The sequence below is a fragment of the Tsukamurella pulmonis genome, assembly GCF_900103175.1.
GTDB lineage: Bacteria > Actinomycetota > Actinomycetes > Mycobacteriales > Mycobacteriaceae > Tsukamurella > Tsukamurella pulmonis.
The window spans coordinates 3635260-3657001 of record NZ_FNLF01000002.1; the positions used below are offsets into that span (position 1 = coordinate 3635260).

Annotated in this window: 20 protein-coding genes; 12 read left to right on the forward strand and 8 right to left on the reverse strand. The window is 71.9% G+C overall.

Annotated elements, in window-relative coordinates:
- The first annotated feature begins 3 nt into the window (after positions 1-3).
- Together BLQ62_RS17810 and BLQ62_RS17815 are read left to right on the forward strand one after the other, a co-directional pair.
- Positions 4-231, forward strand: coding sequence for a hypothetical protein (locus tag BLQ62_RS17810; protein ID WP_068528937.1), 228 nt, complete (start codon positions 4-6; stop codon positions 229-231).
- Between the two features lie 43 nt (positions 232-274).
- Complete coding sequence (locus BLQ62_RS17815) at positions 275-679, forward strand: hypothetical protein (RefSeq protein ID WP_068528934.1); 405 nt, start codon at positions 275-277, stop codon at positions 677-679.
- Between the two features lie 83 nt (positions 680-762).
- On the opposite strand, the gene BLQ62_RS17820 is transcribed toward BLQ62_RS17815, so the two are convergent.
- Positions 763-1338, reverse strand: coding sequence for a helix-turn-helix domain-containing protein (locus tag BLQ62_RS17820; protein WP_068528931.1), 576 nt, complete (start codon positions 1336-1338; stop codon positions 763-765).
- 118 nt (positions 1339-1456) lie between these two features.
- Between BLQ62_RS17820 and BLQ62_RS17825 the strand changes: the two genes are divergently transcribed.
- Together BLQ62_RS17825 and BLQ62_RS17830 are read left to right on the forward strand one after the other, a co-directional pair.
- Complete coding sequence (locus tag BLQ62_RS17825) at positions 1457-2002, forward strand: NADPH-dependent FMN reductase (RefSeq protein ID WP_068528929.1); 546 nt, start codon at positions 1457-1459, stop codon at positions 2000-2002.
- Positions 2003-2087: 85 nt separating this feature from the next.
- A complete protein-coding gene (locus tag BLQ62_RS17830; protein WP_068568204.1) occupies positions 2088-2639 on the forward strand; it encodes an NADPH-dependent FMN reductase in 552 nt (183 codons plus the stop codon).
- Positions 2640-2699: 60 nt separating this feature from the next.
- Here BLQ62_RS17830 and BLQ62_RS17835 read toward each other — a convergent pair whose 3' ends face one another.
- Both BLQ62_RS17835 and BLQ62_RS17840 read right to left on the reverse strand, forming a co-directional pair.
- Positions 2700-3317 carry an LGFP repeat-containing protein gene (locus BLQ62_RS17835; protein ID WP_068568203.1) on the reverse strand — a complete coding sequence of 206 codons (618 nt, stop codon included), beginning with the start codon at positions 3315-3317 and terminating at the stop codon, positions 2700-2702.
- A gap of 109 nt (positions 3318-3426) precedes the next feature.
- Complete coding sequence (locus BLQ62_RS17840; protein WP_082756830.1) at positions 3427-4851, reverse strand: carboxylesterase/lipase family protein; 1425 nt, start codon at positions 4849-4851, stop codon at positions 3427-3429.
- Between the two features lie 151 nt (positions 4852-5002).
- Between BLQ62_RS17840 and BLQ62_RS17845 the strand changes: the two genes are divergently transcribed.
- The 4 genes from BLQ62_RS17845 (at position 5003) to BLQ62_RS17860 (ending at position 11438) form a co-directional block, all read left to right on the forward strand.
- On the forward strand, positions 5003-9472 hold the full coding sequence (locus tag BLQ62_RS17845) for an ATP-dependent helicase (RefSeq protein WP_068568201.1): 4470 nt from the start codon (positions 5003-5005) through the stop codon (positions 9470-9472).
- Between the two features lie 222 nt (positions 9473-9694).
- Positions 9695-10633 (forward strand): type IV toxin-antitoxin system AbiEi family antitoxin domain-containing protein, encoded by a 939-nt coding sequence (locus BLQ62_RS17850; RefSeq protein WP_082756865.1) that lies wholly within the window; start codon positions 9695-9697, stop codon positions 10631-10633.
- 158 nt (positions 10634-10791) lie between these two features.
- Positions 10792-11175: a PaaI family thioesterase gene (locus BLQ62_RS17855; protein WP_068528916.1), complete on the forward strand. Its 384-nt coding sequence runs from the start codon at positions 10792-10794 to the stop codon at positions 11173-11175.
- Positions 11176-11228: 53 nt separating this feature from the next.
- A complete protein-coding gene (locus BLQ62_RS17860; protein ID WP_068528915.1) occupies positions 11229-11438 on the forward strand; it encodes a dodecin in 210 nt (69 codons plus the stop codon).
- 16 nt (positions 11439-11454) lie between these two features.
- On the opposite strand, the gene BLQ62_RS17865 is transcribed toward BLQ62_RS17860, so the two are convergent.
- The gene (locus BLQ62_RS17865) at positions 11455-11898 is read right to left on the reverse strand and encodes an SRPBCC domain-containing protein (RefSeq protein WP_068568199.1); all 444 of its coding nucleotides are present in this window, start codon (positions 11896-11898) and stop codon (positions 11455-11457) included.
- Between the two features lie 128 nt (positions 11899-12026).
- Here BLQ62_RS17865 and BLQ62_RS17870 point away from each other — a divergent pair, with 128 nt between their 5' ends.
- Positions 12027-13667, forward strand: a complete 1641-nt coding sequence (locus BLQ62_RS17870; RefSeq protein WP_082756828.1) for an MDR family MFS transporter — start codon at positions 12027-12029, stop codon at positions 13665-13667.
- Positions 13668-13717: 50 nt separating this feature from the next.
- A complete protein-coding gene (locus BLQ62_RS17875; protein WP_068568198.1) occupies positions 13718-14320 on the forward strand; it encodes an META domain-containing protein in 603 nt (200 codons plus the stop codon).
- Positions 14321-14326: 6 nt separating this feature from the next.
- Here the strand turns inward: BLQ62_RS17875 and BLQ62_RS17880 are convergent, their stop codons facing one another.
- The 3 genes from BLQ62_RS17880 to BLQ62_RS17890 all read right to left on the reverse strand — a co-directional run bounded on the left by BLQ62_RS17880 (position 14327) and on the right by BLQ62_RS17890 (position 18038).
- Positions 14327-14971, reverse strand: a complete 645-nt coding sequence (locus BLQ62_RS17880) for a response regulator (RefSeq protein ID WP_082756827.1) — start codon at positions 14969-14971, stop codon at positions 14327-14329.
- Positions 14968-16116 carry a sensor histidine kinase gene (locus tag BLQ62_RS17885; protein WP_139061734.1) on the reverse strand — a complete coding sequence of 383 codons (1149 nt, stop codon included), beginning with the start codon at positions 16114-16116 and terminating at the stop codon, positions 14968-14970. The genes BLQ62_RS17880 and BLQ62_RS17885 overlap by 4 nt, the downstream gene beginning before the upstream one ends.
- Positions 16117-16223: 107 nt before the next feature.
- Complete coding sequence (locus tag BLQ62_RS17890; protein WP_231857711.1) at positions 16224-18038, reverse strand: glycerol-3-phosphate dehydrogenase/oxidase; 1815 nt, start codon at positions 18036-18038, stop codon at positions 16224-16226.
- A gap of 27 nt (positions 18039-18065) precedes the next feature.
- On the opposite strand from BLQ62_RS17890, the gene glpK reads away from it, so the two are divergent.
- Positions 18066-19619, forward strand: coding sequence for a glycerol kinase GlpK (glpK, locus tag BLQ62_RS17895; RefSeq protein WP_068568197.1), 1554 nt, complete (start codon positions 18066-18068; stop codon positions 19617-19619).
- Positions 19620-19808: 189 nt separating this feature from the next.
- Positions 19809-20972 (forward strand): aminotransferase-like domain-containing protein, encoded by a 1164-nt coding sequence (locus BLQ62_RS17900; protein ID WP_068568194.1) that lies wholly within the window; start codon positions 19809-19811, stop codon positions 20970-20972.
- Here the strand turns inward: BLQ62_RS17900 and BLQ62_RS17905 are convergent.
- On the reverse strand, positions 20969-21622 hold the full coding sequence (locus tag BLQ62_RS17905) for an aspartate/glutamate racemase family protein (RefSeq protein ID WP_068528899.1): 654 nt from the start codon (positions 21620-21622) through the stop codon (positions 20969-20971). The two genes, BLQ62_RS17900 and BLQ62_RS17905, sit on opposite strands and share 4 nt — an antisense overlap.
- Positions 21623-21742 lie beyond the last annotated feature (120 nt).

A 21742-nucleotide genomic window follows, 5' to 3' on the forward strand; every position in this document is an offset into this window, starting at 1 on the left:
CAGGTGGATCCGGTCGGCCTGAACGTCGGGGCGTGGTACCTCACGGAACTGCGCCCCGACGCCTGGCTGGCCGACGAGGCCTACGCCTGGGCCGTCCGGGTGAACACCACGGGCGAGTCGATCGGCGAGGTCGTCCTGCACCCGTCCGGTGAAGTCACCGTCGACGGCGAGGACAGCGAGGGGCTGCGCACCGCGCGGGCCGCGGTGCAGCGGTTCGGCGCGTCCCTCTAGCGAAATCCCCGCGATCGGCGCGCCCGCGCGCGATGATCGTGGCATGGCGAGAAAGCCGGAGCCCCCGAAGGCTCCACCCAGCATCAGCGAATCGGTCAACGACCTCGTCGACTCCGTGCGGGCCGCCGCCGGCAAGGCGATGGACAACACCGGCCGCACCGTGACCAGCGTCGGCAAGCTCAGCACCATCCCGCCCGACACCATCGAGCTCATCGCGGAGCTGCCGAAGGTCATGCTCGCGATGGCCGACATGATCGAGCGCGCCAACAACGTGATCGACCGCGTCGAGCGGCTCACCGCGGTCGCCGATCCCGCGCTCAACACCCTCGACGCGGTGCTCCCGCCGCTGGTGGAGGTCACCGGCAAGCTCAGCGAGGTGCAGCGCGGCGTGAACAAGCTCCCGGGCGTGAGCCACCTGCGCAAGGCCACCGGCCTCGGCAGCGACTAGGCGCCGGGGATTTCGCATCCGTTTCCCCTCCGAGGGGGAATTCGGCCTCGGAGCCGATCTGAGTGCGGAATCTCCGACCGGGGCTAGTCCCCCGACACGTGGTGCGCGCGCTCGCCCTGCGGCCCGTAGATGCCGAGGTACTCGACCGGCTCACCGTCCGCGCTGCCGAACCAGTGCGGTAGGCGGGTGTCGAACTCGATCACTTCGCCGGGCTTGATCACGATGTCCTTCTCGCCGAGCAGCAGCCGCAGCCGCCCGTCGAGCACGTAGATCCAGTGGTAGCCCGGGTGCGACACCTGCCGGGGAACGCTCACCCCGCGCGCCGGCCGGATCACCTCCTTGAAGGTCCGCAGGCCACCCGCTCGGCGGGTGAGCGGGACGATGGTCCGGTCCCCGTGCCGCTGCGGCGTCAGTCGCACCCGCGGGTCCCCGGTCTCCGGCGCGTCGACGAGCTCGTCGAGCGGGAGGCCGTACGTCCGGGCCAGCGGCAGCAACAGTTCCAGGGTGGGCTTGCGGGTGCCGCCCTCGAGCCGGGAGAGCGTGCTCACCGAGATGCCGGTGGCCTCGGCCACCGCGGTCAGCGTGATGTCGCGCTCCTGCCGGATCGCGCGAAGCCGCGGTCCGACGTGCGCGAGGACGGGATCGTCGTTGTCCGGCACACATCCATTGTGCCCGTGGGGAGCCCAGCCGCCCAAACACCCGACCGAACCGGCTCCGCCGAGCTACTGTGAGCCAGCACTCGCGTTTGCGACTGCGAAACCTCTGGGAGGGGACCCCATGAAGATCGGCATCATCGTCGGCTCGGTACGCCAGGGCCGCAAGGCGGAACAGGTCGGAGAATGGGTCGCGGCGGCGGTGGCCGCCCGCGACGGCGTCGAGGCCACCCTGCTCGACATCGCGGCGTTCGATCTGCCGATCCTGATGGCTCCCACCCCGCCGGAGAACGCGAACAAGAAGTACGACGACCCGCTGGTGACCGCGTGGAGTCAGGCGATCGACGCCCAGGACGGTTACGTCTTCGTCACCCCCGAGTACAACCACTCGGTGCCGGGCGCGCTCAAGAACGCCTACGATCTGCTCGGCTCGGAGTGGAGCGGCAAGACCGTGGCGTTCGTCGGCTACGGGGCCACCGGCGCCATCCGCTCGGTCGAGCACTGGCGTCAGATCACCGCGATCTTCGACATGGTGGGCACGGTGCAGCAGGTCGGCCTGGGCCTGCACACCGACTTCGCTCCGGACGGCGGATTCACGCCGGTGGACCGGCGGACGGGGGAGCTCGCGGCGACCATCGACGCCCTCGTCGCCCTGACCGCACGCCGCTGATCCGACGCCGGGTGCGCATGCGGGCGCTCGGCTACGGTGAGAGCCGTGCGCCCGCGTGGGCGATCGCAAACCCGAAAGGACTCACATGAAGATCGGCATCATCCTGGGCTCCATCCGCGACGGGCGCAAGGCGGAGGAGGTCGGCAAGTGGGTCGCCGCCCAGGCCGAGGCGCGTGAGGGCGTCGAGATCACCGTCATCGATCTCAAGGCGTTCGACGTGCCGCTGCTGACCTCCGCCACGGTGCCCGGCGCCGCCAACCGGAACTACGACAGCGCGGCGGTCACCGCGTGGGGCAAGGCGATCGACACCGAGGACGGCTTCATCTTCGTCACCCCCGAGTACAACCACTCGGTGCCGGGCGGCTTCAAGAACGCCTTCGATTCGATCGGTCCCGAGTGGACCGGCAAGACCGTGGCCTTCGTCGCCTACGGTGCCGACAACGGCGTCCGTTCGGTGGAGCACTGGCGCCAGATCACCGCGAACTTCTCGATGGTCGACGTGCGCGCGCAGGTCAGCCTCGGCCTGTTCACCGATTTCGACGGCGACGGCGCCTTCACGCCGCTGGAGCGTCGCGAGCACGAGCTCGCGACGGTGCTCGATCAGCTGATCGCGGCCACCACACGCGAACAGGCCTGATCACCGGTTCCACCGTCTCCGGGCGGGCCCGCGCCGTACGGCCGGGTCCGCCCGTCGTCGTCACGGCCAGGTGATGACGCCGCGCTGGAAGCTCTGCGAGAAGCCGCTCCCGGTCCGCACCTCCGGGCCGGTCGGGTAGCCGTACTTGCCGGACTCGCGCTTGTCGGCGCTCCACTTGACGAGGATCTCGCCCCACACGGGCCAGGCGCCCGAGGCCGGCGACCAGTAGACCACGCCGCCCTGGAAGGCGTTCATCGCGCCGGTGACGGCGTTGAAGGGGCCGCGGGCCCGGATCTCGTCGGTGATCGGGTAGCCGAGGGGGCCGTTCTCCCAGCGGTTCTCGCCCCACTTCGCGCGGATCGCGCCGCCGACCTGGTGGGCGTTGCCGCCGTCGGCGGACGGGTGCCAGTAGAACGACGCCTGGTTCTTGAAGATCTGGAACTTGCCGCCGCGTCCGGCGTTGGACTCGGCGATCAGTGGAACACCCCAGGTCGGGGCACCGCCGGTCGCGAAGTAGGACACCTCGATCTGGCCCTTGACCAGGAACCGGCCCACCTGCTGATCGGCCTTGGCGACGGCGGCCATGGTGCCGCTGATGCCCACCGCGACGGCCGCCGCGGCGACGGCGCCCCGGAACCAGGCGCGACGGTGGCTGTTCGACGTGACGTGCGTGGTCATGCGTGCTCCTTCGGTCCGTACCTCCAGAACATCATGAATCACAGTAGTCACACAGGCAACAACGGTACCGTCGGCGTGTCGCCGGGGCGCCGGCGCGGCGACCGCCGGATCAGTACGTCCAGGCGGACAGGGCCCGGGTGTTCCGCTCGGCCGCCGGGCCGAACACGTGCAGGTCCTCCTCGGACCGGAACGGGCTCCACCCGGCGCCGGGCGTGCCCGTAGTGATGAAGTCGACCCATCGGCCGTGCACGTCGTCGGCCAGTTCCTGCGGCGCGTCCTCGCCGCCGTAGAGGGTGAAGCCCGGATCGGCGATGTTGTCGAAGGCGAAGCCCAGATCGAGCGTGTGCATCGCCGACTTCGTGTGGATGCTCGACGGCCAGGTGAAGTAGTAGGCGTAGCAGTTCTCGCCCTGACCCGTCTGCGCCGCGTAGGTCGGGCCGCCGAAGGCACCGTCGGAGAGCAGCTCGAGGAAGATCTCCCCGGCCGTCAGCGAGGAGCCGTAGACCTCCTGGTAGGCCGCCACGACGGGCGGGACGGCGCCGAACGGGCGCAGCAGCTCGCCCAGCGCGGTGAGGGTGCGATCGCTCGGCACGAACTCACCGAAGACCCGCCAGAAATCGGATTCCTTGCGGTTGTTGCCGATGAGCATCCGGACGGGCACCGGGCCGCTCGCGAGGCGGGCGGCCGGGTTGACCGGCACCAGGTCGCCGTCGATGACGGGAGGGAACAGCGTGAGCACGTTGTGCGGGCTCAGGGTGCGCATCACCTTCGCCACCGCGGCGGCGTGCTGCCGCGGGTCGCCGTCGCGCAGGGCCTTCGCCGCCATGTGGAGCCCCAGGCCCGCGTGCAGCGGCATGGCGGCCTTGCGCGCCGTCTCGACCGGGGCCGCGACGCCGATGCCCGATTCGCAGATCACCTGCTGGAACAGCGATCCCGCGTACGTCGTCGTGGCCAGCGTGGACACACTCATCGACCCCGCGGACTCGCCGCCGATCGTGACCCGCGCAGGATCGCCGCCGAAGGCCTCGATGTTCTCCTGCACCCACTGCAGAGCGAGGATCTGATCGTGCAGGCCGCGGTTGTCCGGCGCGTCGGCCAGGTGCGTGAAGCCCTCGAGGCCCACCCGGTAGTTGATGGAGACGTAGACGATCCCGTCGCGCGCGAACGCCGTCCCGTCGAACAGGGACTGCGCACTGCTGCCCATCGCGAACGAGCCGCCGTAGATCCACACGTACACCGGCAGCTTCGCGCCGGGCTCGGCGTCCGCGGGGGCCCACACGTTGAGCGTGAGCCAGTCGTCGCCCTCGATCACCGGATAGCTGTACGGCTCGGGGAGTTCCATCGACGCCGGCGGCGTCGGCCCGAACTCCGTCGCACGGAACACGCCGGGCAGCCGGTCCACCGGCTCGGGCAGGCGGAAGCGCCGCTCCCCGACCGGGGGCTGCGCGTACGGGATCCCCAGGTACCGGGCGACACCGCCCACCAGCGCGCCACTGATCTCACCTGCAGGACAATCGACGACGGGGTTCCCCATGTCGCACCGCTCTCTCCCCGATCGCCGTCGGCGACCCGTGTCCGGAATCCGTTCTTTGCGATTCAATCAGAGGGTCGACAAAGTCGCACGCGAATGGGCGCCTCGACCTTCCCGGCCGCGGGTTGTCGGTGCCCTGCGCCATGATGAAGGCATGCCGGACGCCCTCCGGGCGTTCACGCCCGCCACCGCCGAGTGGTTCACCGAGTCGTTCGCCGCCCCCACCGCGGCGCAGGCCGGGGCGTGGCGATCGATCGCCCGGGGCGAGAACACGCTGGTCGTGGCGCCCACCGGCTCCGGCAAGACCCTCTCGGCGTTCCTGTGGGCCCTGGACCGGCTCGCGGACCGTCCGGCACCGTCGCAGTCCGACGGTCCGCGCGGCACGTCCGTGCTCTACATCTCCCCGCTCAAGGCCCTCGCGGTCGACGTCGAGCGCAACCTGCGGGCGCCCCTGGCGGGCATCGCGCGCGTGCGCGAGCGCCGTGGCGAACCGGCCCCGGCGGTCACCGTCGGCGTGCGCTCCGGCGATACGCCGGCCCAGCAGCGGCGGCAACTGGTGCGCACCCCGCCGGACATCCTCATCACCACCCCCGAGTCGCTGTTCCTCATGCTCACCTCGCAGGCGCGCGAGAGCCTGACGCAGGTGCACACCGTGATCGTCGACGAGGTGCACGCCGTCGCGGGCACCAAGCGCGGCACGCATCTGGCGCTCTCGCTCGAGCGGCTCGACGCCCTGCTGGAGGAGCCGGCGCAGCGGATCGGCCTGTCCGCCACCGTGGAGCCGGCGCAGGAGGTGGCGGCCTTCCTCGGCGGCCCGCGCCCCGCGACGGTGGTGCGCCCGCCCTCGGAGAAGGCCTTCGAGCTCAGCGTCACCGTGCCCGTGGCGGACATGACGGAGCTCGACGTGGTCGCCGAGGATCCGGACGAACCCGTGCAGCAGGGCTCGCTGTGGCCCCACGTGGAGTCGGCCATCGTCGAGCTGATCGAGCGGCACCGCTCCACCATCGTCTTCGCCAACTCGCGCCGGCTGGCCGAGCGGCTCACCGCCCGGATCAACGAGCTCGCCGCGGGGGTGCACGCGGGGCCGCCCAATCCCGCCGTCGCGGGCGGCTCGCCCGCGCAGCTGCTCGCCAGCGGCCAGACGCACGGGGCGGAGGCGGTGCTGGCGCGGGCGCACCACGGCTCGGTGAGCAAGGAGCAGCGCGCGCTCATCGAGGACGATCTGAAGTCGGGCCGGCTGCGCTGCGTGGTCGCCACCTCCAGCCTGGAACTCGGGATCGACATGGGCGCGGTCGATCTGGTGATCCAGGTGGAGGCCCCGCCCTCGGTCGCCGCCGGGCTGCAGCGCGTCGGCCGCGCCGGGCACCAGGTGGGCGAGCCCAGCCGCGGCGTCTTCTTCCCCAAGCACCGCACGGATCTGCTGCACAGCACCGTCACCGTGCAGCGCATGCGCGAGGGCGCGATCGAGAAGCTCGTCGTGCCGCGCAACCCGCTCGACGTGCTGGCCCAGCAGAGCATCGCCGCCGCGGCCATGGACGTGCTCGACGTGCACGAGTGGCTGGCCCTGGTACGGCGGGCGCATCCCTATGCCGCGCTGCCGGACTCGGCGTACGAGGCGGTGCTCGACCTGATCTCGGGTCGCTACCCCGCGGAGGACTTCGGCGAGCTGCGCCCGCGCGTGGTGTGGGACCGCGACGCGGGCACACTCACCGGCAGGCCCGGTGCGGGCCGGCTCGCCGTCACCTCGGGCGGCGCCATCCCCGACCGCGGCCTCTTCGGCGTGTTCATGGTCGGTGAGAAGGCGTCCCGCGTGGGCGAACTCGACGAGGAGATGGTCTACGAATCGCGGGTGGGCGATGTCTTCGCGCTGGGGGCCACGAGCTGGAAGATCGAGGAGATCACGCACGACCGCGTCCTGGTCTCCCCCGCCTTCGGCCAGCCGGGCCGGCTGCCGTTCTGGGTCGGCGATACGGTCGGCCGCCCGGCCGAACTGGGCCGGGCGATCGGCCGGTTCACCCGCGAGTTCACCGCGCTCGGCGCCACCGAGCAGCGGGCCCGCGCGCAGCAGGTGGGCCTCGGCGAGTGGGCCACCGACAACCTCATCGCCCTGCTCGACGAGCAGCAGCGGGCCACGGGCGTCCTGCCCACCGACCGCACGCTGGTGGTCGAGCGGTTCCGCGACGAGCTCGGCGACTGGCGCGTCGCGCTGCACTCGCCGCTCGGGATGAAGGTGCACGCACCGTGGGCACTCGCGATCGGCGCGCGCCTGAACGCCTCCCTCGGGCTTTCGGGCGCGGTCACCGCCACCGACGACGGGATCCTGATCCGCCTGCCCGATACGGACGACACCCCGCCCGGTGGCGAGCTCTTCCGGTTCGAGCCGGATGAGATCGATGCGCTGGTCACCGACGCGGTGGGATCGAGCGCGCTGTTCGCCTCCCGGTTCCGCGAGTGCGCCGCGCGCGCCCTGCTGCTCCCGCGCCGCGATCCGGGCAAGCGGGCACCGCTGTGGCAGCAGCGCCAGCGCGCGAGCCAGTTGCTCGAGGTGGCGCGCGGGTACCCGCAGTTCCCCATCGTCCTCGAGGCCGTGCGCGAGTGCCTGCAGGACGTCTACGACGTCCCCGAGCTGATCGCCGTGCACCGCGCCCTCGAGGCGCGGTCGGTCCGCCTGGCGGAGGTGGAGACGCCCGTGCCCTCGCCGTTCGCGGCCTCACTGTTGTTCAGCTACGTGGGCGCGTTCATGTACGAGGGCGATGCGCCGCTGGCCGAGCGCCGGGCGGCGGTGCTCAGCCTCGATCCGGCGGTGCTCTCGCAGTTGCTCGGCCGGGTCGAGCTGACGGAGCTGCTCGACGCCGAGATCGTCGCCGAGGTCGGTGCCCAGCTGCAGCGCACCGCGCCCGGCTACCGGGCGCGCACCGTCGAGCAGGTCGCGGATCTGATCCGCGAGCTCGGCCCGCTCACCCGCGCCGAGATCGCCGCGCGGTCCGAGGGAGCGCCTACCGCGGTGGACGAGCTGCTCGCCGCGGGACGCGTCTTCGAGTACGGCGACGGGTGGATCGCGGCCGTCGAGGATGCGGCGCGGCTGCGCGACGGCCTGGGCGTGCCGTTGCAGCCGGGGATCGCGTCGGCCTTCACCGATGCGGTGCCCGATCCGGTGGGTGACCTGATCGCGCGGTACGCCCGCCGGCACGGGCCGTTCACCGCCGCCGAGGTCGCCGCCCGCTACGGGCTGGGCGTCGCGGTGGTGCAGCGCCCGCTCACGGAACTCGTCGCGGCGCGGCGCGTGATCGAGGGCCGGTTCGTCCCCGACGCCGACGACGCCGGTCTCGACGGTGTGCCGCAGTTCTGCGACGCCGAGGTGCTGCGGCGCATCCGGCAGCGCAGCCTCGCGCGCCTGCGGCAGGACGTGGAGCCCGTGCCCGAACGCGCGTACGCGCAGTTCCTCGCGGGCTGGCACCACCTGACGTCCCCGCTGCGCGGCATCGACGGCGTCGCCGCGGTCATCGACCAGCTGGCCGGCGTCCCCGTGCCCGCCTCGGCGTGGGAGTCGCTGGTCCTGCCGCAGCGCGTCGCGGACTACTCCCCCGCCATGCTCGACGAGCTCACCGGCACCGGCGAGGTGGTGTGGACCGGGCACGGCGCGATCGGCGCGCAGGACGGCTGGATCGCCTTCCACCCCGCCGATCTCGCTCCGCTGACGCTGCCGCCGCCGGCACCGCTCGACACCACCGCCGCGCACGAGGCGATCGAGGACGCGGTCCGCGGCGGCGGGGCGTACTTCTACCGCCAGCTCCCGGGCGCGACGCCGGAGGCGCTGTGGGACCTGGTCTGGGCGGGCCGACTCACGGGCGACACCTTCGCCCCGGTCCGTGCGCGCCTGTCCGGCGGGCGCCGCGCCACGGCGCACCGCACGCCCCGGCGACCGCCGCGGGCGCGGTACCGCGTCGCGGTCGACCAGGCCCCGCCGATGGTCGGGGGCCGGTGGTCCCTGCCTCCCGCCCCGGTGGAGGCGAGCGCCACGGAGCAGTCGGCGGCGATCGCCGAGCAACTGCTGGAGCGCTACGGCGTGGTGACCCGCGGCGCGGTCACGGCCGAGCACGTGGAGGGCGGCTTCGCCCGGGTCTACCGCACGCTGGCCGCCTTCGAGGAGTCCGGCAAGGCGCGGCGCGGGTACTTCATCGAGCGCCTCGGGGCGGCCCAGTTCGCGCGGAGCGGCACCGTCGACGCGCTGCGCGACGCGGCGTCCGCGCTCGAACGGGCCGAGCAGCACGGCGAGACCTCGGCGCTGGTCCTGGCGGCCACCGATCCCGCCAATCCGTACGGTGCGGCGCTGCCCTGGCCCGACCGCGGCGAGGAGGGCGCCCGGCCGGGGCGCAAGGCGGGCGCCGTCGTCGTCCTGGTCGACGGTGCGCTGGCCCTCTTCGTCGAGCGCGGCGGCCGCACCCTGCTCACCTTCACCGACGCGCCGGACGCCGCACTGACCGCGCTCGCCGGTGCCGCGCCCCGGTTCGGTGGCCTCACGGTCGAGAAGATCGACGGTGCCCCCGCCCTCACCTCGCCCCTGGCCGGGGCGCTGACCGCCGCGGGCTTCGCCCGCACCCCCAAAGGTCTTCGCGTCCGCTGATCTCCCACCCGATTCGTCGCCTCCCCACCGATCCGCCACCCCTCCCCCTCGATCCGTTCCTCTCCCACCGTTTCGCGCGGCGTTCAGGTGGGGAGGCGACGTATCAGGGGGGGACGATGGCCTGTGGATGGATTCCACGACGGCACCGCCCGAACCCCACTGCATGTGGATAACCGCGTCTACGCGGGGATCGACGTCCGCGGGCACTGGTTCACTGCGGGTATGGGGACGATCTTGACGCGGGGACATCTGGAATCGACGGGGTGGAGCAGCGGCGCCATCAGTCGCGCCGTGGCCGCCGGCGAGCTCGAACGGCTTGCGAGCGGCATGTACACCGTGCCCGACGACAGCGCGCCGTGGGTGAAGTACCTCCTGCGCGTGCGAGCCGCGACCGTCAACCGCATCCACGTGGTCAGCCACGAGAGCGCCGCGGCACTGCACGACATACCGTTCCTCCATCCGGCACGCACCCACGTGCACTTCACCACCGGGCGCGACCACGGCGGAGGCGTCCGCGGCGGCCGGGCGGGCAAGGTCCACCTCCACCCGCGGCCCCTTCAGCCGGAGGAGATCACGACGGTGGACGGCATCCCCGTCACCTCGCGGGCCCGGACGGCGGTCGACGTCGCGATGTCCGGCGACCTCCTCCGCGGCGTCTGCGCCTTCGACGCCGTCCGCCTGGTCCGGCGCTACCCGAGGCCGGACGATCCGCCACCCGTGAGCGTCGACGAGTTGCACGTCCACCTCGATCGGCTCGGCACCCGGCGCGGCGTTGCAACGGCCCGTCGAGCGCTCGAACTGTCGGTCGAGCGCAGTGAGTCGCCGGGCGAATCCTGGTCGCGGATCGACATGCTGAACTGGAATCTCCCGCAGCCGCGCCTGCAGGCCGAGTACGCGATCGGCGGCCGCACCTACTTCGCCGACTTCGCGTGGGGCACCCTCGTCGGCGAGTTCGACGGGGAGGGCAAGTACGGCGAAACGGCTGAGGAGCAGGCCGCCGCCCTCGCCGAGGAGAAGGCCCGCGCCGCCGAGTTCACGGATTCCGGCGGCGAGGTCATCCGCTGGCAGTGGCGCCACCTCATCGTGCCGGGCCGGCTCCACGCGCTGCTACTGCCCGCAATGGCCCGGCACGGCCTCGTCGACGCCGCGCGCGCCCGGTGAGCCATTCCCACCCGGTCCGTTCCCTCCCCACCGATCCGCCACCTTGCCCCCTCGATCCGTTCCCTCCCCACCGATCCGCCGTGCGTCCCGGTGGGGACGGGATGGATCGAGGGGGAGGACGGTGCGGAGCCCGCGACACCGTCGGGAAGGATGGAGGCATGAGCACACAGCCCGTCGACCGCTACGCCCAGTTCCTCGGGATCGAGGTGACGGGGCACGGCGGCGGCCGCGCGGTGTCGACGGTGACGGTCACCGAGGACCACCTCAACCCGCACGACACCACGCACGGCGCCTTCGTCTTCGCCCTCGTCGGCACGGCGGTGGCCGCGGCGGCCAACGACGACGAGCACACCGGCGTGGCCAGCGCGATCCACATCGACTACCTGCGCCCGACCCGCCTGGGCGACTCCCTGCGCGCCGAGGCCGGCATCGGGGAACGCCTGCCCAAGGAGGACCTGTTCGTCATCCGGGTGACCGACGGCGAGGACCGGGTGGTCGCCCGCGCGAGCGCGCGGTTCACGCGCCGCGTGCGCGCGCAGTAGCGACCTCGCCGTTCCGCCACCCCGATCGCGGTGGAGGCGGAACATGGGGAGGTATGACGAACAACGTGTATCGAGTCATCGAAGTCGTCGGGTCCTCCACGGAGGGGTTCGACGCGGCCATCGCCAACGCGGTCGACCGCGCCGCGCAGACCATGCGGAACCTGGAGTGGTTCGAGGTGGTCTCCACCCGCGGTCACATCGAGAACGGGGCCGTCGCGCACACCCAGGTGACGCTGAAGATCGGCTTCCGCATGGACGGCTGACGCGCCCGTGCGGCGGTCAGCGCGCGAGCAGCTCCGCCCGCTGCACGAGACCGTCGACGTTGCCGTCGAAGCCGCGCTGCAGGTTCGCCCCGAGGAGCAGCCCGACGAGGGGCGAGAGCGGACCGTCGAGCTGGAAGTGCGAGGTGTAGCGCGAACGCCCGTCGCCGAGGTCGGCGATGTCCTGCTCGCGGATGCTGCGTAGCAGTCCTGCGGGAGCGGGCTTCATGGCGTACGCGAACCCGCGCCCCTCGTCGACGGAGACGATGAACTCCTTCTGCGTCATCACCTTCGGCGGTCGCAGGGCGACCCGCATGGTGATCGCGCCGCCGGGTCGCAGGTCGCAGCGCGCCTGCACCGCGAACGGATTCCACTCGGGGTAGGCGTCGAAGTCGGTGAGCGCCTGCCAGACGAGAGCGGGCGGCGCCGCGATCTCCCGGCTGTGGTCGATGGTGAAGGCCATGCGACCAACCTAGAACACGTTCCACCTTCTGCGAGCCGCATCACACGGTAATGAGTTGGTGGAATATCTTCGCCGCCGTTACAGTTGCACCCTGCACGTTATTGCTTAGAGTTTTGAAGGAAGGCCCGATGTCCGAGACCACGGCGGAAACGCCACCGCAGACCGAGGCTCCGATGACCCATCGGGAGATCCTCGAGGTCATGGCGGGCCTGCTCGCCGCCCTGTTCACGGCGCTGCTGAGCACCACCGTCGTGTCCACCGCACTCCCGAAGATCATCGACGACCTCGGCGCCTCGACGACCGCGTTCTCGTGGGTGATCACCACCGCGCTCCTGGCCAACGCGGCGTCCACCCCGATCTGGGGCAAGCTGGCCGACCTGTTCAACAAGAAGGTCCTGGTGCAGGCCGCGATCATCATCTTCGTGGTCGGCTCCGTGCTCGCCGGCGCGACGCCGAACATCGAGGTCCTGATGGTCGCGCGCGTGATCCAGGGCATCGGCATGGGCGGCCTGACGGCGCTCGTCGTCGCCATCATCGGCAGCATCATCCCGCCCCGCGAGCGCGGCCGGTACTCCGGCTACATGGGCGCGACCATGGCCGTCTCGATGGCGGGCGGTCCGATCCTGGGCGGCGTCATCACCGACCACATCGGCTGGCGCTGGTGCTTCTACGTCAGCGTGCCGCTGGCCGTGTTCGCGCTGATCCTGATCCAGCGCACCCTGCACCTGTCCTCGACCCGCAAGCAGGACGTCTCCATCGACTGGCTCGGCGCCCTGCTGCTGACCTCGGGCGTGTCCGTGCTGCTGATCTGGGTCTCGTTCGCCGGCAAGAACTACGGCTGGGCGTCCACCTCGTCGGCCGTGTACCTGGCCGCGGGCATCGCACTGCTCGTCGCGACGATCGTCGTGGAGAAGCGCGCGAAGGATCCGATCATCCCGCTCACGATCATCACCGAGCGCACCACCGCGCTCGCGATCATCGCCTCGATCGCGGTGGGCGTCGGCATGTTCGGCGCCATGTCGTTCCTCGGCCTCTACTTCCAGAACTCGCGCGGCTACAGCCCGACGATGGCCGGCGTCCTGACCATCCCGATGGTCGTGGGCATGCTGTTCTCGTCCGTCGTCTCGGGCCAGCTGATCACGCGGACCGGCAAGTGGAAGCAGTTCGTCGTCGGCGGTGCGATCGTCCTGGTCATCGGCTTCGCCCTGCTGAGCACCATCGATCACCTCACCCCGATCTGGCGGGTGCAGGTCTTCATCGCGATCATGGGCCTGGGTGTCGGCGCCCTGATGCAGAACCTGGTGCTCGCCGTGCAGAACACCGTCAGCGTGCAGAACATCGGCGCGGCCTCGAGCTCCGTGGCCTTCTTCCGCACCTTCGGCGGCGCGATCGGCGTCTCCGCGCTGGGCGCGGTGCTCACGGCACGCGTCACCGACCTGGTCAAGGAGGGTGCGCTCGCCCAGCAGGTGGTCCCGGACCTGCGCAATCCGCTGTTCGTGGAGATCACCAACGCCGCGTTCGGCGACGCCACGGGGCGCATCTTCATGGTCTCGACGGTGTGCGCGATCGTCACCCTGATCGCCGTCGCCCTGCTGCCGAACAAGCCCCTGCGCACCACGCTGGACATCGACCCCGCAGCGGACGCCGCCGCGGTGCCGGGCGTCCCGGCGACGGTCGCGAACGCCGCGGGCGCGCCGGCGACCTCCGCCGCCGACGGCCCGGCGGACGGCCCCACGAAGGAGAGCGTGAACATCAGTAAGCCCCACTAGGGTGTTGCTGAAGTTTCCCCTGTGACGAGGGAGGCGGCATAATCGCATCCATGATGCGTAAGTCCGCCTCCCTCGTCCTCCCTCTGCTCGCGGGCGCCGCCGTGCTCACGGCCGGCTGCGCCGCCTCCGCGGGCGCCGATCCCGCCACCTCCTCGAAGCCCTCCGGGAGCTCCGCGCCCGCCGCCACCGCGGCGCCGTCGAAGCCCTCCCTCGTGGGCGCGCAGTGGCGCCTGAAGTCCGACCCGAAGGCCTGGTTCCGGGTCCAGGGCTCGAACATCTCGGGCAACGACTCGTGCAACACCCTGACCGGCACCGCGACGTCGCTGGCCACGGCGGACCGCGTCGACTTCGGCGCCGGCCTGGCGTCGACGATGATGTACTGCCAGGACCCCAAGGGCACGCAGACCGCGATCAGCGAGGCCCTCAAGGGCGAGCGGATCTGGTCGCGCAACGGCACCGAGCTCGTGCTCACCGATCCGGACAACAACCGCGCGTGGACCTTCGTCCTGACCCCGGCGAGCCCCTCCGCGAGCGCGGCACCGTCCGCGAGCGCCGCTCCCTCCTCGAGCGCCGCGAGCGCCACGAGCACCGCGCCGTCGAGCACCGCGCCGTCGAGCACCGCGCCGGTGACCGTCCCGCCCGCGGCTCGCTGACGCGGCTCAGTCCATCTCGCCCGCGGCCCACATCGCCGCGGCGACCTCGACGCGATTGCGCGCGCCCAGCCGGCGGGTGATCGCGCCGAGGTGGGTCTTGACGGTGCCCAGACTGATCACCAGTTCGTCGGCGATCTCGGCGTTCGTGCGGCCGCGGGCCACGCACTGGGCCACCTCGCGCTCGCGCGTAGTCAGTTCGGCGAGCGCCACCGCCGCCGCGGCGTCGCGCCGCCCGGAACCCCGGCTCCTGGCCAGCAGGTCGACGGTGAGTTCGGGGCTGATCAGGGCGTCCCCCGTCGCGGCGGCGCGGACCGCGGCGATCAGCAGGTCCGGCCCGGCGTCCTTGAGCAGGAAGCCCGAGGCACCCGCGCCGAGCGCCGCGTCGACGTAGTCGGGCTCGCCGAAGGTCGTCACGATCACCACCCGCGTCGACGATTCGGCGACGCGCCGGCACACCTCGATGCCGTCGAGTCGGGGCATCCGGATGTCGAGGAGCACCACGTCGGGGCGGGTTTCGGCGATCACGCCGACCGCCTCGACCCCGTCGGCCGCCTGCCCCACCACCTGCATGTCCGGTACGGCCCCGAGGATCATCGCGAAGCCGATCCGCACCATCTCCTGGTCGTCCGCCAGCACCACCCTGATCGTCACGTCACCGCTCCCCCGTGCATCGGCAGGCTCGCCGACAACAACCACCCCTGTCCGTCGGGACCGTACGTCACCTCTCCCCCGACGGTGGCCGCCCGCTCGACCAGGCCCGTCAAGCCGGTTCCGCCGCCGGGGCCGGGGCCCGCCGGCCCGCCGTCGGCGGGTCCGTCGTCGGCCACGTCGACCCGGAGCGCCCCGTCCTCGCGCCCGACGGTGACCCGCACGCTCCCGCCCGGCGCGTGCCGGCGGGCGTTCGTGACGCCCTCGATCACCACGCGGTGCGCGACCAGCCGCACGAGGTCCGGGACCTCCTCGCCGTCCGCCGCGGGATCGACGGCCAGCGTGATCCGCTCCCCCGCGACGTCCTGGGCGAGATCGGCGAGCGCCGCCCGCAGCCCGAGCGATCCCGACGCCGACGGGGCGAGCGGCAGCGGACCGTCGTTCGGCTCCCGCAGGGTCCCGACCATGGCGCGGATGTCGGCGAGGGCGCGCGCGCCGCTGCGCTCGATCCGGGCGAGCGTGCCGGTGGCGTCCGAGCCCGCCGCGATCCCCGCCTGCGCCAGCACCACGATCCCCGTCACTTCGTGGGCGATCACGTCGTGCAGTTCCCGCGCCATCGCGGTGCGCTCGGCCAACTGGACCTCCGCCCGTGTCTCCTCGATCTTCCGCTCCGCCGTGCGGTGCCGGTGTCCGAACATGACGGCGGCGTTCACCGCACCCGCCATGAGGAAGGCCAGGATCCACAGCTGCGGCGCGTGCATCGCCAGCGGAACCACCGGGAGGACGGCGAGGACGCCCGCCGCGAGCTCGAGCACCCCGTCGAACGAGGTGTCCGCGTACGACGCCGTGATCCCGGCGACGATGACGAACACCCAGCACGCGCCGGCCGGCCAGATCGGTTCGCCGTGAGGACCGACGGCCGCCACCGTGAACGCCACGGCGGCGACCGCCGCCCCACCCCATGACCATGCCGCGCTGGCTCCGCGGATCTCGGACCACACGGTGACGGCGCCCCCCAGGGACGCCACCGCGATCAGGACCACGGACAACGGGGACGCGTTGACGATGAGGGAGATCACCGTCCCGATCGCCCATCCGCCGGCGAGGACCACACCGAGCATGACCCGATCCAGGCGCGTCATGATCATGACGCGACTCTGCCGGAGTGCGGCCGCCGCCGACTCCACCGAAGGATCGAACCACCCCGCCGCGACTCGGCCGTTCGGCCGAGGCGAGTGCGAGGGGCGGCGCACGACTACTGCCGGAGCGCCCCGTGCTCAGCGCCGGGGACGGGCACCGGCTCGAGGATCTCGCCGCGGGCCTCGGGCGCCGCGGCGCGCAGCGCGTCGGCGGTCTCGTCGTCCGGCATGCTCTGCGATTCGATCTCGGCGGCCACGCGCGCGCCGTAGTTCTCCAACTCCCGCGCGACATCGGCCGCGGACCAGCCCAGCACCGGCGCGATGAGCTCCGCGACCTCGGCGGCTGCCTCGAGACCCCGGTCCGGGTACTCGATGGAGATGCGAGTGCGTCGCGCCAGCACGTCCTCCAGGTGCAGGGCACCCTCCGCCTTCGCGGCGTACAGCGCCTCCACCCGCAGGTACTGCGGGGCGCCGGCCAGCGGCTCCAGCAGTCCTCGATCCTCCTCGGCCAACGCCAGCACGTCGCCGATGAGCGAGCCGTACCGGTTGAGCAGGTGCGTGACCCGGTGCGGGTGCACGTCGTGCTCGCGCGCGATCGACGTGGTCTGGTTGGTCAGCGCGTAGTAGCCGTCGGCCCCGAGCAGCGGCACCTTCTCGGTGCACGAGGCGGGGATCTTGTGCGGCAGGTAGGCCTCCGCGGCGTCGACGGCGTCCGCGCCCATCACCCGGTAGGTGGTGTACTTGCCGCCCGCGATGGTCACGAGGCCGGGCGCGATCGCGGCGACGGCGTGCTCGCGCGAGAGCTTGGACGTCTCGTCGGACTCGCCCGCCAGCAGCGGGCGCAGGCCCGCGTACACGCCGGTGATGTCGTCGCGGGTCAGCTCCGTGATGAGCACCTTGTTGACGTGGTCGAGGATGTAGTCGATGTCCGTCGCGGTGGCCGCGGGGTGCGCGAGATCGAGATTCCAGTCGGTGTCGGTGGTGCCGATGATCCAGTGGATGCCCCACGGGATCACGAACAGCACGCTCTTCTCGGTGCGCAGGATCAGCGCCACGTCGCTGACGATTCGGTCGCGCGGCACCAGGATGTGCACGCCCTTGCTCGCCCGGACCCGGAAGCGCCCCTTCTGGTGCGAGAGTGCCTGCAGTTCGTCGGTCCAGACGCCGGTGGCGTTGACGACGACGGTGGAGCGGACCTCGGTGGTCTCGCCGGTCTCGCTGTCGCGGACCACGACGCCGGAGACCCGGTCCGCCTCGCGCAGGAAGTCGACGACCTGCGTCGACGTGCGGACCACGGCGCCGTAGTGGGCCGCGGTGCGGGCGACGGTCATGGTGTGCCGGGCGTCGTCGACGACGGTGTCGAAGTAGCGGATGCCGCCGACCAGAGCGCCGCGCTTGAGCCCGGGCGCGAGCCGCAGCGCGCCGGCGCGGGTGAGGTGCTTCTGCGCGGGGACCGACTTGGCGCCGCCCATGGTGTCGTAGAGGAACATGCCCGCCGCCATGTACGGCCGCTCAATGACGCGCTTGGTCAGCGGCGCCAGGAAGGGCAGCGGCTTGACCAGGTGCGGGGCCAGCGTGGAGAGCGAGAGCTCGCGTTCGTGCAGCGCCTCGCGCACCAGGCCGAACTCGAGCTGCTCCAGGTAGCGCAGCCCGCCGTGGAACATCTTGGAGCTGCGCGAGCTGGTGCCCGAGGCGAAGTCGCGGGCCTCCACGAGCGCCACCTTCAGGCCACGGGTCGCGGCGTCGAGCGCGGTGCCCACGCCGACGACGCCGCCGCCGATCACGACGAGGTCGAACTCGTCGGAGCCGAGGCGGTCCCAGGCCTGGGTCCGGTACTCCGGTGAGAGCAGGGACGCGGTGGTCGCGACGCCCGCAGAGGCCGCGCCGGAAGCACCCGGCGTCGCGGCGGATTCAGGGTTGGCAGCGTTCATCAGTGATCACCATGTCAGTATTCGGTCGTGGCTCATTACTCGCGCGCCCCGCAGTTCGTCGCCGCCATCGATCAGGGCACCAGCTCGACGCGGTGCATCATCTTCGATCGGCGCGGGACCATCGTGGCCTCCGAACAACGGGAACACGACCAGATCTTCCCACGCGGCGGGTGGGTGGAGCACGACGCCACGCAGATATGGCGGAACACGCGCCTGGTGTGTGCCGAGGCCCTCGCCGCCTCCGACCTCACCGCCGCCGACATCGCCGCGGTCGGTATCACCAATCAGCGGGAGACCGTGGTGGTGTGGGACCGGGCCACCGGCGAGCCGATCCACAACGCCGTCGTCTGGCAGGACACCCGCACCGACGCGCTCTGCGAGGAACTCGCGTCCGTCGGCCTCGACGAGCCCGACCGCGACCGGTTCCGGGCCTCCTGCGGCCTGCCGCTGTCCACCTACTTCTCCGGACCCAAGATCGCCTGGATCCTCGATCACGTCGACGGTGCGCGGGAACGGGCCGAGCGGGGCGAGCTGTGCGCCGGGACGATCGACTCGTGGCTGGTGTGGAACCTGACCACCGACGACGACTTCGGGCCGGGGCGCGCCGACACCACCCGGCCGCTGCACGTCACCGACATCACCAACGCTTCGCGGACGATGTTGATGAACCTCGCGGACGGCGCGTGGGACCCGGCGACCTGCGCCGCGATGGGGATCCCGATGTCCATGCTGCCCGAGATCCGTTCCAGCGCCGAGGTCTACGGCACCGTCCGGGAGCGCGGGGTGTTCGGCGGAGTGCCGATCGCCGGGATCCTCGGCGATCAGCAGGCGGCCATGTTCGGGCAGGCGGCCCTCGATCCGGGGACTGCCAAGAACACCTACGGCACGGGCAACTTCCTCCTGGTCAACACCGGCGAGCGGCCGGTCTTCAGCGAGCACGGACTGCTCACGACGGTCTGCTACAAGCTGGGCGACGCGCCGACGGTGTACGCGCTCGAGGGGTCGGTCGCGGTCAGCGGGTCACTGGTGCAGTGGCTGCGCGACAACCTGGGCATCATCTCGTCGGCGCCCGAGATCGAGGAGCTGGCCACGGGTGTCGAGGACAACGGCGGGGTCTACGTGGTGCCCGCGTTCTCCGGGTTGTTCGCGCCGCGCTGGCGGCCCGACGCCCGCGGCGTCATCGTGGGCCTGACCCGCTTCTCCGACAAGCGGCACATCGCGCGCGCCGCGCTGGAGGCGACGGCCTACCAGTCGCGCGAGGTGATCGACGCCATGAACGGCGACAGCGGCATCGCACTCACGGAGCTGCGCGTCGACGGCGGCATGGTGGTCAACGACATGCTGATGCAGTTCCAGGCCGACGTGCTGAACGTGCCCGTGATCCGGCCGCGGATCATCGAGACCACCGCACTCGGCGCCGCCTACGCCGCGGGGTACGCCACCGGCGTGTGGACGCTCGAGGAGATCCGCACCAATTGGGCGGAGGATCGCCGGTGGCTCCCGACGATGCCGGCCGAGCAGCGCGAGCACCTGTTCGACGAGTGGAACCGCGCGGTGGAGCGCACGCTGAACTGGGCCTGACCCGCCGCCCCGCCTCCGCCCCCGTCGCCGTCCCTAGCGGGGCGGCCACCTCCCCAGGTCCATGGACAGGGGGAATGCACGACACGCCGGGGTGATGCACGTCCCGCTAGGGAGCGCGACAGCTACAGCTGTCTCAATCAATGAGATAATGGTTTCGACATATGGGACAGCGTCTGAGATGGTTCCTGCATGTCCGAGGAATCCGGCTCCCTGTCCGTCCGCGCCGTGCGCGGTTCCGCGATCCGCGACCTGCTCGCCGTCGTCGAGCAGCCCGGCGTGCTCTCGCTGGCGGGCGGCCTCCCCTCCTCCGAGTCGCTGCCCGTGGAGCGGGTGGCCCGTGCCGCGGCGGCGGCCCTGCGGTCACCGTCGGCGCTGCAGTACGGCGTGACCACCGGCGCCCCGGCGCTGCGCGAGGTGGTGCACGCCCGCGAGTCCGCGAAGCTCGGCCGGGACGCCGGGGCCGTCGTCGTCACGCACGGCTCGCAGCAGGCCCTTTCGCTGCTGGCGCAGGCGCTGCTCGATCCGGGTGACGCGGTGATCGTCGAGGACCCCGGCTACATCGGCGCGCTGCAGGCCTTCGACACCACACGGGCGCGCGTCATCGGCGTGCCGATGGACGCGGACGGCATGCGCACCGACGAGCTGCGCCCGATCCTGCAACGCGCGCGCGTCCGGATCGTGCACACGGTCTCGAACTTCCACAACCCGGGCGGCGCGACGCTGGCCGAGGGACGACGGCGCGAACTCGCCCGTCTCGCCGACGAATTCGGCTTCTGGATCATCGAGGACGATCCGTACGGGGAGCTGCGGTTCGCCGGGTCGACGGTGCCACCCGTCGCCGCGTACTCCGACCGGGTGCTGCGCCTGTCGAGCGCGTCGAAGATCGTCGCGCCGTCGCTGCGGGTGGGCTGGATGCACGGCGACGCCGGGGTTCTCGCGCTCGTCGAGCGACTCAAGCAGGGGGCGGACCTGTGCGGCTCGAGCCTGACCCAGGCCATCGCCGCCGAACTGCTCGCGGACACCGCATGGCTCGACGAGCACGTCGAGCGGATCCGCGCCGCCTACGCCGAGCGGGCGCTCGCTCTGCACGCGGCGCTGATCGAGGCGTTCGGCGATCGCCTGCGCCCCACCCGCCCCGAGGGCGGCATGTTCCTCTGGGGCGAGTTCACCGACGGAACGCGGACGTCCGACCGGCTCGACGAGGCTGTGGCGGCCGGAGTCGCCTACGTCCCGGGCTCCGCCTTCGCGGTGCAGCGCGATCTCTCGCACGCCCTGCGCCTGTGCTTCACCACCGGCACCCCGGAAGAACTGCGGAAAGCGGTGCACCGCCTCGCGACGGCGCTACCGGCTTAACCGATCTCGCGGACCGCGCTCCGCATCGCCGCGTTGACCGCGACGATCAGCGGCACGTCGGTCGCGGGCTGCAACCGCAGGGCGGACGGTGACAGCGGACCGCCACCCATGATCACGGCCGCGGCACCGTCCTGCGCCACCGAGGCGCGTACCGCATCGCGCAGGGCCGCGTCGAGCGCGTCCGGGTCGGCGACGAGTCTCGTGGCGTCGCCGGGAGTGACCCGCACACCGCGGTACTGGGATCCGACGCCCAGCTCGTCGGCCTTCTGCCGGAAGGACTCCACCAGTGCGGGGTCCGAGGTGACGGTCGCAATACCGAAAGCACGCCCGCCCTGCGCCGCTTCACGGAACGCCTCAGCGCCGATGCCGAACACGGGGATCGACACCGCACTCGACAGTTCCGCCAGACCGGGATCGCTGAACGCCGCGACGACGATCGCCCGGACGCCCGGCTCCTTCGCGGCCGCGACGCCGCGACGGAGCACGCCCTGGGCGGCGGTCACCATGTCCTGCTGGGTGGTGAGCAACGCCGGCGCGCCCTCGTTGGTGACGCCGACGATCGTGGCCGCTCCGCCCACCTCGGAGCGCGCAAGTGCGACCATCGAGTCGGTCGCGCTCACACTCGAATTCGGATTGATCAGCACGATCATTGCGGGCGCCTGCGCCGTCGACGAGCCCGACACCACTGCATCTTCGCCGGAGCCGCATGCCGCGGCCGTCAGCGCCACCGCGACAATGCCTACTACCAGAGCGCGTCGAACCACCACATC

Excerpts from the sequence above, each read along its gene's own strand:
- BLQ62_RS17835 (WP_068568203.1), bottom strand. The coding sequence starts at position 3,317 with ATGACCACGCACGTCACGTCGAACAGCCACCGTCGCGCCTGGTTCCGG.
- BLQ62_RS17890 (WP_231857711.1), bottom strand. The coding sequence starts at position 18,038 with ATGAACGCTGCCAACCCTGAATCCGCCGCGACGCCGGGTGCTTCCGGC.
- BLQ62_RS17845 (WP_068568201.1), top strand. The coding sequence starts at position 5,003 with ATGCCGGACGCCCTCCGGGCGTTCACGCCCGCCACCGCCGAGTGGTTC.
- BLQ62_RS17840 (WP_082756830.1), bottom strand. The coding sequence starts at position 4,851 with ATGGGGAACCCCGTCGTCGATTGTCCTGCAGGTGAGATCAGTGGCGCG.
- BLQ62_RS17865 (WP_068568199.1), bottom strand. The coding sequence starts at position 11,898 with ATGGCCTTCACCATCGACCACAGCCGGGAGATCGCGGCGCCGCCCGCT.
- BLQ62_RS17855 (WP_068528916.1), top strand. The coding sequence starts at position 10,792 with ATGAGCACACAGCCCGTCGACCGCTACGCCCAGTTCCTCGGGATCGAG.
- BLQ62_RS17875 (WP_068568198.1), top strand. The coding sequence starts at position 13,718 with ATGATGCGTAAGTCCGCCTCCCTCGTCCTCCCTCTGCTCGCGGGCGCC.
- BLQ62_RS17850 (WP_082756865.1), top strand. The coding sequence starts at position 9,695 with ATGGGGACGATCTTGACGCGGGGACATCTGGAATCGACGGGGTGGAGC.
- BLQ62_RS17870 (WP_082756828.1), top strand. The coding sequence starts at position 12,027 with ATGTCCGAGACCACGGCGGAAACGCCACCGCAGACCGAGGCTCCGATG.
- BLQ62_RS17885 (WP_139061734.1), bottom strand. The coding sequence starts at position 16,116 with ATGATCATGACGCGCCTGGATCGGGTCATGCTCGGTGTGGTCCTCGCC.
- BLQ62_RS17900 (WP_068568194.1), top strand. The coding sequence starts at position 19,809 with ATGTCCGAGGAATCCGGCTCCCTGTCCGTCCGCGCCGTGCGCGGTTCC.
- BLQ62_RS17815 (WP_068528934.1), top strand. The coding sequence starts at position 275 with ATGGCGAGAAAGCCGGAGCCCCCGAAGGCTCCACCCAGCATCAGCGAA.
- BLQ62_RS17830 (WP_068568204.1), top strand. The coding sequence starts at position 2,088 with ATGAAGATCGGCATCATCCTGGGCTCCATCCGCGACGGGCGCAAGGCG.
- BLQ62_RS17825 (WP_068528929.1), top strand. The coding sequence starts at position 1,457 with ATGAAGATCGGCATCATCGTCGGCTCGGTACGCCAGGGCCGCAAGGCG.
- BLQ62_RS17905 (WP_068528899.1), bottom strand. The coding sequence starts at position 21,622 with ATGATCGTGCTGATCAATCCGAATTCGAGTGTGAGCGCGACCGACTCG.
- BLQ62_RS17860 (WP_068528915.1), top strand. The coding sequence starts at position 11,229 with ATGACGAACAACGTGTATCGAGTCATCGAAGTCGTCGGGTCCTCCACG.